This window comes from Streptococcus caballi DSM 19004 (assembly GCF_000379985.1).
GTDB lineage: Bacteria > Bacillota > Bacilli > Lactobacillales > Streptococcaceae > Streptococcus > Streptococcus caballi.
In genome coordinates, this window is record NZ_KB904062.1 from 159,760 (window position 1) to 172,565 (window position 12,806).

Sequence of the window (12,806 nt, forward strand, 5' to 3'; positions counted from 1 at the left end):
TTTGCCTTTCTAGTCCTTGATGCTCTTGTAGAAGGTCTTGGCGACGTCGATATACTCCTTGCCATCTACATCTACTTGAGCATTGAGTTGGGTTACCGTCTTAGTGTCCAATTTTTTAGAAACTTTATTCAAAATTTCCTTGATGTCAGGGTTGTTTTTTAGAACACTATCGCGAACAACGGGAGCTAAGTTATAAGGTGGCCAAAATTGCTTGTCATCTTCTAGAAGAGTGAATTTGTCGGTGTTGACCAGCTGACCTTCAGTCGTATAGGCTGGCGTCACATCTGCTTCATTGTTTTCTAAAATACTATACTTAAGACTGTTGTCGTAAACTTTAGAAGATTTCCATGAAAAATTGCCATAAGCCTTAGTCAATCCAGGAATACCATCCTCACGTTGGTCAAATTCACCTTGGGAGGCAAAGCGCAATTCACTGGCATGCTTTTGTAGGTCAGAAATAGTTTTAATACCCAGCTTCTTAGCCACTTGTGTGCGGATAACCAATCCTTGACCATCGTTAGCCTTAGCATAATCCAACCAAGTCACCTTAAATTTATCCTCGTAGCCTTTTTTGACTGTTTCATAAACCTTTTCAGGGTCAGTCTGCATCTTGCCTTTGAGGATAGACAGAAGACCAGTCCCCGTATATTCAGGATAGAGGTCAATTTCATTGCTGGTTAGGCTCTTATGGATAAGGGAGCTAGAAATATTGGACACACGATCAACCTTATAGCCCTTGTCTTCTAAGGCAAGAGCATAAACTTCCGCCACCACTAAGTTTTCAGTAAAATCCTTAGAGCCCATACGAATGGTTGTGCTCTTGTTAGCAGCGGTCTTGTTTAAGGACTGCTTATTAAAGAGGACAAAACCAGCTACGGCAAGTACGATAATGGCTAGGAGGCTGCCTAGCAATACTTTTCTATTTTTCATTTTCTCTTCTCCAATGTTATTTTCTTTTTGTTTAGCAGGACTGACCTTTTTAATAAGCAGGTCCAGCCCTATCATGCTGACGAAAGATAGCAGAGCTACCGAACCACCACCAATCAAGAGCAGATCATAACGATAAAGTCCTAAACCTGTAAAAATTAAGTTTCCCAGGCCACCGGCTCCGATATAGGTGGCTAGGGTAGCACTAGCGATGATTTCTACCAAAGCCAACTTAATACCGTTTAAGATATGGGGCAGGGCTAGGGGAATTTGCAAACGCCAAAGACGCTGTCCCTCAGTCATCCCTAGACCAAAGCCTGTCTCCATCAGGTCATCGGGAACTTCCTCAAAGCCGACAATCGTATTGAGCAGGACTGGCGGAATACCTAGAATAACCAAGGCAATCAGCGCAGGCCAATGTCCCACTCCAAGGAGGGGGATAAGGATAAATAAGACACCGAGACTGGGTATCACGCGCAACCCTTGTGTCAAAAGCGTAGCCAGTTGCTTCATTTTAGGATGTTTGTAGGAGACATAACCCAAGGGAAGAGCAATGAGCAGTACCAAAAACAAGGCCTGTGCACTTAAACTGACATGTTGCCAGACATACGCCCAGTAATCACTGCTATTCTTGGCGAAATAAGTACCGATTTGATTAAGCATCTACGGATACCTCATGACTTTCTAGGAGATCCATGAGCTTCTGCGAAAATAATTGAGTAGCCTCAAGTAGCACTTCTTGCTGAGCCGGTGATAAAGCCTGCATGGCCTCTTCTTCGTAGCGATCAAGAGGGAGCAATAATCTTTTCGCGCGATCAAGTCCTAATTCCGTCAGCTTGACCAGCTTCTTACGGCGGTCAAGCTGACTAGGCTCTAGATAAAGCCAACCTTTGCTGACATAGTTTTTAACGATGGCCTGAATCACTTGCTTACTTGAAAAAGTTCGCTTAGCAATAGATTCCTGAGTTATCCCGTTAGGATTATGATAAATCCACAAAAAAATCAAAAGACTCTTACCATTCATGCCATGTTTTCTAGCGTAATTTTCAAATAAGGAAAACTGTTCATCGCGCAAACGTGCGTATTTTTTTGCATTTGTAACCACTCTTATTCCTCCTCATTCAAAACAATAACTTTTCCAAAAGCATGCGAACTTTCCAAATAAGCATGAGCTTGTTGAATGTCCTCAAGTTTAAAAATTTTCTCTGGACCAACTGCAATGTCATAGGTTTTGATAAAGTCAAACAGTTCCTGCAACTTGCTTTGAGTAATATTTCCAGATGCAAAGGTGGTCAAATAAACATTGTTCCACAGCTTTTCAATAGGGTCAAAATTCTCTAGATACCATTTACCTCCCAACTGACCTGTCGAACAGACAATGCCACCTTCTTGCAAATGGGCCAGTGAGTCCGAAATGGTTGCTGGACCAACCAATTCTAAAATCTTACTAAAGTTTTCTGCTGTCTGCAATTTACCATCCTTTTCCAGAATAACATCTGAAAATCCAGAAGCCAATAATGAATCTTTTTTGGACAAGTGACGAACCGAAGCAACGATATTCAAATTTGGAAATTGTCCTTTAGCCAATTTTACAAAGGCCTGTCCGACACCGCTTGCCCCCGCTCGGACCAAAACCTTATCACTTGCTTCAAGTTTAAGATTTTTCAAAGACCCAAAAGCCGTATAGTAGGTTTCGGGCACACTGGCAAAATCAGCCCATTCCAAGTCTGTATCAACAAGATAGAGAAACTTGTTGGGTACCAAGGCATATTCGGCATAACCACCATCATAGGCACGTCCAAGTTCTCCCATCATAGCGACCACACGTTGGCCTACTGAAAAGCGGTCAGGCTCACTTGTTTCCTCAATCACCCCCACCAATTCAATCCCTAAAATACGTGGAAAAGACACGCTAGGAGATAGCCCCTGACGCGTGAAAATCTCAGAATGGTTAATCCCAAATCCTTTAACCTTTACTAGACTCCAACCATCCTTGAGCTGGGGTTTATCGACATCTTTAATTTCTAAAACATCAACGCCACCTGGACGACTCACCACTACTGCTTTCATACCCTCTCCTAAATTAGTCAAATCTTTTTACTTTTTTAGTATAAACCATATTTTGCTAGTAGTCAAATATTTTGACTAATTAAAACCAGTAATTCATAGCTAATAGTTTTCGAATTCAAAAAAACCCCAAGTTACCCTTGGGGACTGACTTTAAGCAGCACTTTCTGTAAATTGACTGTTGTACAAATCGGCATAGAAACCTTTTTGTGTCATTAGTTCATCATGGTTACCTTGCTCAATGATATTACCATCTTTCATCACAAGGATTAAATCCGCATTGCGGATAGTTGACAGGCGGTGAGCAATGACAAAGCTAGTACGCCCTTCCATCAACTTGTCCATAGCCTTTTGGATAAGTTCTTCGGTACGCGTATCTACAGATGATGTTGCTTCATCCAAGATAAGCAACGGAGCATCTTTCAAGAGAGCACGCGCAATGGTCAACAATTGCTTTTGACCGACCGACAAGGTGACAGAGTCATCCAGGTAGGTATCATAACCTTTCGGTAAGGTCTTAATGAAATGATGGACACCAACAGCTTTGGCTGCTGCCACAACCTGCTCATCTGTGATCTGCTTTTGATTATAAATCAAGTTCTCTTTGATGGTTCCTTCAAAGAGCCAAGTGTCCTGAAGTACCATTGAAAATTGATCATGCACTTCTTCACGCTTCATGAGACGTGTATCCACACCGTCTATGGAAATGCTACCCTTGTCAATTTCGTAGAACTTCATAAGCAGGTTGACAATAGTCGTCTTACCAGCACCCGTTGGACCAACGATGGCGACCTTTTGACCAGGTTTAGCCACAGCTGAAAAATCATGGATAATGGTTTTATCTTTAGAATAACCAAAGAAAACATCATTAAATTCAACTTGACCTTTGACATTTGTCAATTGCTTAGTCTTAGCAGACTCATCTTCCATTTCTTCTTCTTCCAAGAATTCAAAGACACGATTCATGGCAGCTGTTGCTGATTGAAGTTGGGTGAAAGCTTGAGCAATTTGAGACAAGGGTTGTGAGAAGATACGCACGTAGGTCATGAAGGCGACGACATCACCCATAGTAATATCACCGTTAATTACCTTGATAGCACCAACCACACAGACCATCACATAACCAAAGTTACCAATAAAAATCATCAAGGGCATCATAATTCCAGAAAGAAATTGAGACTGCCACATAGTTTGGTACAAATTGGTATTTAGCTTTTTAAAGGCAGAGCTGGTTTCCTCTGAAGCATTGTAACTTGTCACAACATTGTGACCCGAATAGATTTCCTCGACATAGCCGTTGACTGCTGCTAGATTATTTTGTTGGCGTTTAAAGAGAGGTTGTGAAGAGCCCATAATGACCATGACAAGAATAAAGCCAAGCAAAACAGAACCAATAGCTGTTAATGCCATGCTGACATTGGAATGGAACATCATGAAGATGGAACCAAACAAGAGCATTGTTGAGGTGACCAAGGTTCCCAAACTTTGGTTGAGGGATTGACCAAGCAAGTCAACGTCGTTGGTGACACGAGACAGCGTATCACCTTGTGAATGACTATCAAAATAATTGAGCGGTACCTTGTCAATCTTTGTTTGAATGGCACGGCGTAAGCGTTGTGAAAAACGTTGAACGATGGTTGCAACGGTAAAACTTTGCATATAACCAACCACTGCAGAAATAACATAGAGAACAACCAAGGTTACGGCAACATTGCCGACCTTAGTCAGATTAATACCTGGGAAAGTGCCGTCAGATGACATTTTCAAACCATCAGTGATAAGGTTTGTGATTTCCTTTAACTTATCTGGTCCGATGACCGTAATGGTTGCAGAAATGATAGCCCCAATAACCGCAAGGATGAAAGGAAGTTGGAATCCTTTGATATAAGGCTTCATTCTGTTATAGAAAGATGCTTTTTTCTTATTTTCCATTTTCTAATTCCTCCTTAGACAATTGAGAGTAAGCAATCTCTTGGTAAACTTCATTGTTTGCAAGCAATTCTTCGTGGGTACCTTGACCGACTACCTTACCTTCATCCAGAACCAATATCTGATCTGCATCCATGATGGTTGAGATACGTTGGGCAACGATCAATTTTGTCATATCTTTGGTGCGTTCAGCCAGACGTTGACGTAAAATACGGTCAGTCTTATAATCAAGCGCTGAGAAAGAATCATCAAAGATAAGGATTTCTGGTTTGCGAGCCAGTGCGCGAGCAATGGCCAAACGTTGTTTTTGACCACCAGAGAAGTTTTGTCCACCTTGAGCCACATGGCTATTGAGTTTACCATCTTTCATTTCGACAAAAGTGCGGCCCTGAGCTAAATCAAGAGCATCCCAGATTTTCGCATCATCCAATGGTGACTCATTACTTTGCCCCATATCCATATTGCTCTTAATGTCTCCGCTAAAGAGCACAGCTTTTTGCGGAATGTAGCCGACAATTTTATGAAGCGTGTCGTGGTCGTATTGACGAACATCAAGGCCGTCAACTTTGATGGTACCTTCCGTAGCATCGTAGAAACGTGGAATCAAGTTAACCAAGGTTGATTTCCCAGAACCCGTTGAACCGATGAAGGCAACTGTCTGACCAGCCTTAGCCTTGAAAGAAACATGTTCCAAAACCGCTTCAGAATTCTTCGTATAACGGAAGGAAACATTATTAAATTCAACTGAACCTTTTTCAGTTGGAGTTGCTTGATTATCTTCAGGATACAGAATAGATGAATTTGTTTCCAGAACTTCATTCACACGGCCAGCAGAAACCACTGCACGTGGAAGAATGAAGAAAACAGCAACCATCATCATGAAGCCCATGACAACTTGCATGGCATATGATGAATAAACAATCATATCAGAGAAGACAGCCACTTTATCCGACATAGCAGATGCAATTTTTGTCGGATCCTTTGGAATAGCAATATCTTCAATCAAGTAAGCACCAATCCAATAGATAGCCAAGGTCAGTCCACTTGAAATGGATGTCATCACCGGGGTCAACATTGCCATTGAACGGCCAATGAACAAGTTGAGATTGGTGACCTCATCGTTAGCTTTAGCAAATTTAGCATCCTGATAATTTTCCGCATTATAGGCACGAACAACACGAAGACCCGTCAGAGATTCACGGGTGATACTGTTAAGTTTATCTGTCAGTTTTTGAATCATGCGTTGTTTTGGCATCACCGCAATCAGGAGAAACGATAACATAACCAGAAGGACTGCAATGGCCACCAAAAGCGCCATGAGCCAGTTATGGTTTTTATCAGCAATTTTAGTAACAGCCCAAATGGCCATGATTGGTCCCTTGGTAATCACTTGAATACCCATGGTGAAGACCAGCTGAATTTGCGTGATATCATTGGTCGTACGTGTCAGCAAACTTGGAATGGAGAATTTTTTAATTTCTGCATCTGAAAAATTCATGACACTATGGAAAACATCATCGCGCAGACGTGTGCTAAAACTGGCAGCCACACGCGCAGCCATGAAACCAACAACAACTGATGACAAGAAACTTCCTAAAGACAGAAGAATCATGCGCATTCCTGGGGCATCAACATCCCAAGCGAAAATATCTTTGACTGTTGTTCCCTTAGTAGAGAGAAGCCTTGTGATATCCGACATATAATCTGGAATCCTCAGTTCCAGATAAACATTTAAGCAGACAAAAGCTACCGCAAGCAAAATCATGATGATTTCTTTTGCGTTCAATCGTTTTAAAACTTTTAACATGCACTACTCCTTTTTTTCTAAATTTTTCGAAATGCGGGCAAAGACACGAAACGAAGCTTCTAGATCCTCACGGTTAACACCAGCTAAGATTTGCTTATGCATTTCATCATGAAAATCTTGAATATTTTGAGTTTTTGTTTTACCAAGTTCAGTCAAAACGACTTGCTTATAACGCTTATCTTCTTTTGACGGAACAACTTGAATAAAACCATTTTTCTCCATCCGCTTAATCAAATTACTAGCAACTGACTTTGAAATTTTTAGTCTCTTCTCAATGTCCTTGATATAAATTTCTTTATCAGAATTATCACGAAGATACATTACCACACGCCCTTGTGGTCCAGCTAATTTTTCAATATCATAACTTTCCGCAAGAGCATGAACACGATTTTCAATTAGATTAATAAAATCCCTAAACTGTGAAAACGGATCTTTTCTGTACATCTTTTCCTCACTTTCTGAAAAATACCAAGATTCATTCTTGTAGAATACATTATAGTTTCTATGAGAACTATTGTCAAGAAAAAAGCTTCGCTTCTGCCTATTTTTTCAACTATTTTCTGAAAATAAAAACAAACATTGATATATCAACGTTTGTTTGAGGCTGTTTTTGAAAATTAAATGATAATACCTTCTAAATGGTCTAGTTCATGCTGGCAAATTTGAGCTGGAAAGCCAGTTAAAGTCAAGGTTTGTTTCTGCCAGTGCTTATCAAAAAAGCTAAGGTCAATCTTCTGATAACGCAGCGTTTTCCTTGACCCCGTCAAGGACAAGCAAGATTCCTCAGTCTCAAAAGGTAGGGATTTTCCTATCATGACAGGATTGAACATAACCAGATTGGCTATTCCCATATTAACGATGATGACTCGCTTCTTAACTCCAATCATATTAGCAGCCATGCCAACACAATGTTCCTTGTTAGCTTCAAGCGTATCCTGCAAATCCTCAGCTAAATACAAATCAGCCTTACTTGCCTCCACAGATGACTGACTGAGAAAGAAAGTGTCTTTTACAATTGGTTTAATCATTTTTGCTCCATTCTAATATCATGATGATAAACTCAATAGCTTGACCATCAATTGCCATAAAATCTTTGAAAGTCCCAATATACCGAAACCCTAGACTTTCATACAAATGAATTGCTCAACTACTATCACTGCCTACTTCAAGTGACAGAAGCTTTATGTTTGCTTGGCGCACCTTAGCAATCGTCTCCATCAGGAGTTGACGGCCAATGCCTTTCCCCAAGTAATCTTTCTTGACTGAAATACCAATCTCAGCACGATGAGCCAAGCGTAATTTTCTAAAGGCGCTACAGTTGCATGTTCCAACAATCTCTCATGCTTCCTCAGCAAGTAAAAAGAAAGATTGTCTATTTTTCAACCAACTTGCTTGCAAACATCTAGTATCGCTTGAGCATCTTTCCCCCTTGTCTTTTTTATCGTTACCATTTAAACTTTCTTTCACTCAGTTGGAAATTGCCTGTAAAAAATGGTATCATTTTGCCTCCAAATAAGGCAAATCACTAAGTCTTTTCACCACACGACTGCCATCATTTTTTCAAATATATAAGTAACACCTCAGAGTAACCAAAAAGTTGACAGTTATTCAGACTTTCAACAGGCAACTTCATAAACATAGCATTCCAAATGCTGAGCAAATCCCCGTGTGACACAATGATTGTCCACTTGTCTTCACTCAACATGACTGTTTCATAAAAAGGAAATAGCCGCTGCCAACCCTCTCGTCGGCTTTCTGCATCAGAAAATAGCTTGTCATCAACTGTTTTTTCTTCACATTCAAGATTTTCTTTTAACCAAGTGACAGATTGACCGCAACAACTTTCCAAGTTTCTTTCTCTCAATTCCGTTCTCAAAATGGGTTGAACTGACAACTTGTCTCCTAAAATCCGAGCAGGCTGAACTGCACGTTTTAGATCTGAAGAAAATAGTTTGACGGACCGACCATTTAATTCTTTAGATAATTTTTCAGCAATCAGTCCTGCCTGATGTTTTCCAAAATCTGACAAATCCCAATCCGTCCATGAACCAACCATACCATTAGTATGGTGAACAGATTGGGGATGTTGAACTGTTATAATATGTTTTATCTCTCACCTACAATAAGACACCATGTGCCCTTCCTCTAACTTTTTCATGCCAAAAGTTTGGTAAAAATGGTTGTCAACCTCATCTTCTAAATCAGTATTCACTTGAAACATGCGAACATGAGCATATTTTTCCTAAATAGCCTTAAATAATTTGCTGCCCAAGCCTTGCTTTTGATAAGCTTTTGCAATAATCAAATCTTGGATCAGCAAAATATATCCGCCGTCGCCAACGCAACGAATAAAGCCAACTAGAAAATTTCGGTCAAAAACGCCCAAAACATCTAAACTCTGCTCAAAGGCTCACGCTAACACATCATTAGCTCCAAGATAGCTCGTCCAGCCCATCTTACTGTATATCTCCTTTATTCGATCTAGTTGTTCAGAGCCAAAAGTTTTGTACATCATAAGCTTATTATATCAAAAAAGAAGCTCCGTAGAACTTCTTCCATTATTATTTTATTGAGAGGCAAAAGTTAGTTAGACAATACCTTGTGCTGACATTGCTTCAGCAACTTTAAGGAAACCAGCGATATTGGCACCGACAACAAGGTTGCCTTCTTGACCAAATTCTTTGGCTGCAGCTGCTGAGTTTTCATAGATACCTTTCATGATATCATAGAGCTTAGCATCAACTTCTTCAAATGTCCATGATGTACGTCCACTGTTTTGTGCCATTTCAAGAGCTGAAACGGCTACACCACCAGCGTTTGCTGCTTTGGCGGGACCAAACGATACACCAGCTTTAAGGAAGACATCAATAGCTCCCAAAGTTGAAGGCATGTTAGCACCTTCTGAAACGGCGATGACGCCGTTAGCAACAAGTGTTTCAGCATCTGTTTCGCTCAATTCATTTTGTGTTGCACATGGGAAAGCTAAGTCAGCTTTGACAGACCAAACGGTCTTTTCACCACCAGCAGGTGTGAAGGTTGCATTTGGGCGAGCTTCTGCGTATTTAATGATACGTTCACGTTTAACTTCTTTGATTTCTTTCAATAAGTCAACGTCAATTCCGTCTGGGTCATAAACGAAACCAGATGAATCAGAACATGTGACTGCTTTAGCTCCGAGGCTTTGTAATTTTTCAATAGCATAGATAGCTACGTTACCAGCACCTGAAACAACTGCTGTTTTACCATTAAAGTTTTCGCCACGTGCATTAAGCATTTGCTCAGCAAAGTAAACAGCACCGTAACCAGTTGCTTCAGTACGGGCAAGTGAACCACCCCAAGTCAAACCTTTACCAGTCAAAACACCAGTATATTCGTTGCGAAGGCGTTTATATTGACCGTAGAGGTAGCCAATTTCACGTCCACCAACACCAATATCACCCGCTGGAACGTCAGTGTCTGCACCAATGTGCTTGCTTAATTCAGTCATGAAGCTTTGGCAGAAACGCATGATTTCGTTATCTGATTTACCTTTAGGATCGAAGTTTGATCCACCTTTACCACCGCCGATTGGCTGACCAGTCAATGAGTTTTTAAAGATTTGTTCGAAACCAAGGAATTTAATGATAGATTGGTTTACTGATGGGTGGAAACGAAGACCACCTTTGTATGGACCAATAGCTGATGAGAACTGCACACGGAAACCGCGGTTGACTTGTACTTGACCTTTGTCATCAACCCAAGGAACACGGAAAGAAACGATACGTTCTGGTTCTACCAAACGTTCCAAAAGATTTTCCTCGATGTATTTTGGATATTTGTCAAATACTGGTACCAATGACTGGAACACTTCTTCGACTGCTTGTAAAAATTCTGGTTCATGACTGTTTTGTGCTTTTACTTTTGCAAAAACGCCATCAACATATGCTTTACCTGTTGTCATATATCTATTTCCTCCGAAAATTGAAAGTCGTAATTTAAATTACAAAGAATATTATAAATTTTCTGAATATTTCTGTCAAGTATTTTTTCTTCTAAAACAAATTAAGAGCTGCTGGTAAATCAGCAGCCCTTAAACAAATCTTTTTATCTCTCCCTCTTCTTTCATGACAAAACTGTGGCACTAGGAGTCAATTATTTTTTCAAATGGTAAGTGTAGGTCGCAATAACAATATCTTCATGCCATCTTAATTTTGCTCTTAAACGTAAACTCATCTGATTATGAAGCATATTTTGCCAAGGATGCTTTGGAATAAATTTAGGAATAATGACTGTCATGGTTTGTCCCTTAGCCGTTGCTACCTTAGTCATCCGTTCAACAAACTGAGCCGTCGGATTAATAATATCTCTATAGTCTGAGTCAATATTAACAAAATGCACATCCGGGAAATATTCCTTAAATTCTTTTTGGATTTCCTTATCTTTTTCAGCGGTCTCCAAGGTTGAAACGTGCATAGCCACCACGGTTTGACCAATACTTTTAGCATAATTTACTGCCCGAATGCTGGCTTGTGTCACATTGCCAACCAAAATGAGCACGGTATTGCCATCGTAGTGAATATGCTTGATATCCTCTGTCAGACGAAGCTGCAAAGCGACATTTTCATAGTGGCGACGGATAGAATTAAACACGACTAGTAAGGCGATGATAATTGGGAAAAAAGGCCAAATATCACCAAGTCTGAAAATAAGTAAAATACCGATGATGACATAACAGATGAAGGCTCCGATAATGTTAGCAATGGATTTTTTCAAATAAGCTGAACCGATAGTCTTTTTCCAATGACGAACCATGCCAGTTTGTGACAAAGCAAAAGGAATGAAGACCCCAATGGTGTAAAGTGGAATCAAGCGTTCAGTTGAGCCTTCAAAAATAAAGAGCAAGGCAATGGCTCCAACTGCTAGGGTGATAATACCATTAGAGTAACCTAGACGAGCCCCTTTTTCCATAAACATGTGTGGCATGTATTTGTTCTTAGCCATGTTAAATGACAACATTGGAAAAGCAGAAAAGCCAGTGTTAGCAGCAACAGCCAGAATCAAAGCCGTCGACAATTGAAAAATGTAAAAGAGGGCATTTCCGACTACTGATTGCCCAAAGACTTTTTGAGCAATCTGAGCCAAGACCGTCACATCATTTGAAGGAATAATGCCAAACCAGTAGTTCAAGCCTGTTATTCCCGCAAACATAATAGCCAATATCAGCGACATGATACCTAAAGTAGCCGCCGCATTTTTCTCTTTTGGTTTTTTAAAGAAAGGAACAGCATTTGAAATAGCTTCTACCCCTGTCAGAGAAGCCGAACCACTCGTAAAGGCTCTCAATAACAAGAAAACGGATACTCCTGAAACAGCCTGACCAACATGTGCTGTCGCATGATAAGCAATATGACCTGTTAAAATTTGAAGGCCACCATAACCTATCAAAAAAAGCGTGCTGACAATAAAAAGGTAAACAGGAATCATCAAGGACGTAGCCGATTCTCGCAGCCCTCTGAGATTCATGACCATCAGCAACAAAACCAAGAAGATAGCAATTAAAAGCGTATGCTGCTTGAGGATGGGAAAAGCTGATGCCAGCGCATCAGCACCAGAAGAGACGGAGACCGCTACTGTCAACATATAATCGACAAGTAGACTTCCCCCAGAAATCAATCCCATGGTTGGGGATAAATTTTCAGTTGATACGACATAGGCTCCCCCACCCTTAGGGTAGGCGTGGATGACCTGCTTGTAAGAAATAGTCAGACTAGCCAGTAAAATCAAGACCAAAAGGCCAATTGGGAGAGACCACCAAATAGCAGCTGCTGAGACAGCTGACAAAACCAAGACCACTTGCTCTGGACCATATGCAATGGAAGACAGGGCATCACTAGATAACATAGCCAGAGCTTGTGTTTTAGTCAACAAGTGTCCTTCATCTGAATCATCAACTGATGCTAATGGGCTACCAATAAATAGTTTTTTTAGGCTTTCAATCACCATAAATATCTCCTTTGAAATAAAAACGATTCATTATAATCCTATTTTTCTCATTTGACAATATTTTATCTCCCTAGACAGTGATTTGTAACCCTTA

General features: G+C 40.4%; 12 protein-coding genes and 1 pseudogene. All 13 read right to left on the reverse strand.

Translation table 11 applies throughout. The annotated features are described in order from the left end of the window. Window positions 1-9 precede the first annotated feature (9 nt). The 13 genes and pseudogenes from A3GS_RS12985 to A3GS_RS0100780 all read right to left on the reverse strand — a co-directional run bounded on the left by A3GS_RS12985 (window position 10) and on the right by A3GS_RS0100780 (window position 12,712). A complete protein-coding gene (locus tag A3GS_RS12985; protein WP_026216211.1) occupies window positions 10-930 on the reverse strand; it encodes a glycine betaine ABC transporter substrate-binding protein in 921 nt (306 codons plus the stop codon). A 99-nt stretch (window positions 931-1,029) separates the two neighbouring features. Beyond that, window positions 1,030-1,590: pseudogene (locus A3GS_RS12990) on the reverse strand (ABC transporter permease); the annotation flags it as partial. Beyond that, window positions 1,583-2,032, reverse strand: coding sequence for a MarR family winged helix-turn-helix transcriptional regulator (locus A3GS_RS0100730; protein ID WP_018363518.1), 450 nt, complete (start codon window positions 2,030-2,032; stop codon window positions 1,583-1,585). The pseudogene A3GS_RS12990 and the gene A3GS_RS0100730, both read right to left, overlap by 8 nt. A gap of 2 nt (window positions 2,033-2,034) precedes the next feature. Then, window positions 2,035-2,997, reverse strand: coding sequence for a zinc-binding dehydrogenase (locus A3GS_RS0100735; RefSeq protein ID WP_018363519.1), 963 nt, complete (start codon window positions 2,995-2,997; stop codon window positions 2,035-2,037). A gap of 150 nt (window positions 2,998-3,147) precedes the next feature. Further along, complete coding sequence (locus A3GS_RS0100740) at window positions 3,148-4,926, reverse strand: ABC transporter ATP-binding protein (protein ID WP_018363520.1); 1,779 nt, start codon at window positions 4,924-4,926, stop codon at window positions 3,148-3,150. Further along, a complete protein-coding gene (locus tag A3GS_RS0100745) occupies window positions 4,916-6,730 on the reverse strand; it encodes an ABC transporter ATP-binding protein (RefSeq protein ID WP_018363521.1) in 1,815 nt (604 codons plus the stop codon). Before A3GS_RS0100745 ends, A3GS_RS0100740 begins: the two co-directional genes overlap by 11 nt. Window positions 6,731-6,733: 3 nt before the next feature. Further along, window positions 6,734-7,174, reverse strand: a complete 441-nt coding sequence (locus A3GS_RS0100750) for a MarR family winged helix-turn-helix transcriptional regulator (RefSeq protein ID WP_018363522.1) — start codon at window positions 7,172-7,174, stop codon at window positions 6,734-6,736. 173 nt (window positions 7,175-7,347) lie between these two features. Then, entirely contained in the window at window positions 7,348-7,758 is a 411-nt protein-coding gene (locus A3GS_RS0100755; protein WP_018363523.1) for a peptide deformylase, read from the reverse strand. Between the two features lie 115 nt (window positions 7,759-7,873). Beyond that, a complete protein-coding gene (locus A3GS_RS12995; protein WP_420805149.1) occupies window positions 7,874-8,065 on the reverse strand; it encodes a GNAT family N-acetyltransferase in 192 nt (63 codons plus the stop codon). 217 nt (window positions 8,066-8,282) lie between these two features. After that, window positions 8,283-8,786: a phosphoglycerate mutase family protein gene (locus tag A3GS_RS11230; protein WP_205617695.1), complete on the reverse strand. Its 504-nt coding sequence runs from the start codon at window positions 8,784-8,786 to the stop codon at window positions 8,283-8,285. A gap of 186 nt (window positions 8,787-8,972) precedes the next feature. Next, on the reverse strand, window positions 8,973-9,116 hold the full coding sequence (locus tag A3GS_RS13265) for a GNAT family N-acetyltransferase (protein WP_018363526.1): 144 nt from the start codon (window positions 9,114-9,116) through the stop codon (window positions 8,973-8,975). 201 nt (window positions 9,117-9,317) lie between these two features. Further along, window positions 9,318-10,670, reverse strand: a complete 1,353-nt coding sequence (gene gdhA, locus A3GS_RS0100775) for an NADP-specific glutamate dehydrogenase (protein WP_018363527.1) — start codon at window positions 10,668-10,670, stop codon at window positions 9,318-9,320. Between the two features lie 191 nt (window positions 10,671-10,861). Then, window positions 10,862-12,712: an APC family permease gene (locus tag A3GS_RS0100780; protein ID WP_018363528.1), complete on the reverse strand. Its 1,851-nt coding sequence runs from the start codon at window positions 12,710-12,712 to the stop codon at window positions 10,862-10,864. Window positions 12,713-12,806: the final 94 nt, after the last annotated feature.